Consider the following 2402-nt stretch of genomic DNA (forward strand, 5'->3'; position numbering starts at 1 on the left):
ACGCCGTACTGGTCCTCCATCATGATCAGCATGCCGGAGAGGTAGTCCGCCACCAGGCTCTGCGCGCCGAAGCCGATCGCGAGGCCGACCACGCCGGCGCTGGCCAGCAGGGGGCCCAGTGCGATGCCGATCTGGTCGAGGACCATGGCCAGGGACATCAGGGCGATGACGATGGTCACCGCGCTGCCCAGGACGGAGCCGATGGTGCGGGCGCGCTGCTCGCGCCGCTCGTTGGCACGCGAACGGTCACGCTGCAGGACCGCAGGACCGCGGCCGGTGCGACGCGGCTCGTGCTCGCCGTCGGACGGCTGCAGGATGCGCTGGACGACGCGCGTGATGGCTTTCTTGGCCACGGCTCGCACGATCGCCGCTCCGACGACGATCAGGACGATGCGCAGCGGGACGCCTATGAGAGCGCCGGCGTTGTCCTGCAGCCAGCCCGGGGCCGCGAGGGCCTGATCGGTGCTGCCGCTGAGGACGAACGACGCCGGCGCGCCGGTGGGTGCCACGGAGAAGACTCCACTTCCTTGAGGTACGGCTTGTCGCAGCGGGGACGATAGCCGCCGTGGCTGAACCGGGGCAAAAGGTGTGTAGGCGCTGTGTGAGCGGGGTGACAGCGGCGCGAAATCGTCGCAGTTCAGTCGCCCCGGGCCGCGCTCTCCAGGGGCGCTTTCTCCCGGTCGGGCAGTTCGGCCCGGCCCGCCGGGTGCCCCGTGCCGTCCTCGCGGGCCGCCTGCTCGGGGTGGCGCAGCCGCCAGAACGGATTGTCGTGGGGCAGCTTGCTGGAGACACGTCCGTACATGCCGAACGTCAGGATCATCAGGCCCGCCACAAAGCTGAACAACACGTTGGTCATTCCGAAGTCGAGGAAGTTGGCCGGCCGGTCGAGCGTGAAGAGGTGGTAGAAGCCGCTGAGAAGGAACAGCGCGCCCACGGACATGTTCAGCGTGGAGGCGAAGGTGCCGCCGACGAAGCCGCCCGCGACGAGCGCGGCTCCCACGACGAGCGAGATCACGCTCAGCGCGACATTGGTGGACAGGCCGGCCACCTCGCCGTTCGTGCTCAGGGGTGTCAGCGCGTCGGCCAGACCGAGGCAGCCGAAGGCGATGAGCACAAGGCCGCAGAACGCCGCGCCGTAGCGGTAGACGGCAGCGAGATGATGGTCGACGGGCAGTTCGTCCTGCAGTTTCATGTCGCCTCCTGGGTCACGCCGCGGGGCCGGCGGAGATTTCCGGCGGCCTACAGCGGCACTTTCATGCTGTCGCGCAGCCTGATGAGTCCGTCTCGCAGGCGCGTCTTGACGGTGCCGATCGGCACGGAGAGCTGTTCGGCGATCTGCCGCGACGTCAGCCCTTCGTAGTAGGCAAGGGCCAGGCACCGCTTCTGTGCGTCGGTCAGCCCGGCGAGGCAGCGCCGGACCTGCTCGTGCTCGAGGCGCGTCTCAACGGCTTCGCTCACCTCGTCGAACGCGGGTGTACGGGCCAGCCGCGCCGCCCTGTCCTCACGGGCACTGCGGGCCGTGGCGGAGCGGACCCGGTCCACTGCGCGCCGGTGCGCGAGCATGAGGACCCAGTTCATGACCGTTCCGCGGTCGTTGCGGTAGCGCTCGGCGGTGTGCCAGACCTCCACGAGGACTTCCTGGGTGACCTCCTCTGCCTGCGCAGAGTCGTGCAGCACGCTGCGGGCGACACCGAAGGCCGCGGCCGCCACCGTGTCGTACAGGCAGGAGAAGGCGTCCTCGTCGCCGTGCGCCACCCGCCGCATGAGTTCCGGAAGACCGGCGTCTGCTTCTCGGCTCTGGACCATGGCTGACGCTCACGCCCCGCGCAGCGCGACGGTGCACACCGCGGCGACCTGGCCGGATACCGTGACGCCGACGCGGGCTCCCGCCGGCTCCGCCGCCACCTCGACCAGGGCCCCGCGCGGCGGCACCGGTGCGAGCAGTTCCACCCGCAGCCCGGCCACCGCCGCGGCGGTCATGCCGCAGTTGAGCAGCGTCGCCTGGCGTGCGGCCTCCAGGACGGCCAACGCGGGCAGCCGGTCCGGGCGCCCTGCGAGCAGGACGGGATGGCCGGGGTCGCGCGGGACGATGACCAGGCGTCCCTGCGGGGCCCGTGCCAGCAGGACGTCGGTGTCGGCGGCCGCGCCCACCGCGGCCGCCGGGGGATGCAGGAGCGCCGGCAGGGGCGCCGCCGTGGTGCAGGGCGCGCCCGCACGGGCGGGACGGGCCATGCGCATGGTGCACGAGCCGAAAGGCGTCCCCGCGTGCTCGTACTCGGCGCTCACGCGGTAGCCGGCCAGGCCGGAGGCCGGCGTCGCGTGGTCGCTCACGCTGACCCGGACGGTGACGTCCGTGGCGCTGCCGCGCTCGGTCGGCCAGGCCCCGGGGTGCAGGCCCAGGC

Annotated in this window: 3 protein-coding genes and 1 pseudogene; all 4 read right to left on the minus strand. The window is 71.9% G+C overall.

The features are described 5' to 3' along the window. A partial coding sequence (locus ACQKIP_RS45250; protein WP_427745666.1) for a mechanosensitive ion channel family protein occupies positions 1–509 on the minus strand: 509 nt, incomplete at its 3' end. 128 nt (positions 510–637) lie between these two features. Continuing rightward, positions 638–1192, minus strand: a complete 555-nt coding sequence (locus ACQKIP_RS45255; protein WP_365856147.1) for a DUF4383 domain-containing protein — start codon at positions 1190–1192, stop codon at positions 638–640. A 47-nt stretch (positions 1193–1239) separates the two neighbouring features. Next, positions 1240–1806 (minus strand): ECF RNA polymerase sigma factor SigK, encoded by a 567-nt coding sequence (gene sigK / locus ACQKIP_RS45260; RefSeq protein ID WP_365856145.1) that lies wholly within the window; start codon positions 1804–1806, stop codon positions 1240–1242. Positions 1807–1815: 9 nt separating this feature from the next. Further along, positions 1816–2402: pseudogene (locus tag ACQKIP_RS45265) on the minus strand (hypothetical protein); the annotation flags it as partial.

The organism is Streptomyces sp. NPDC059900 (assembly GCF_050270335.1).
Classification (GTDB): Bacteria; Actinomycetota; Actinomycetes; order Streptomycetales; family Streptomycetaceae; genus Streptomyces.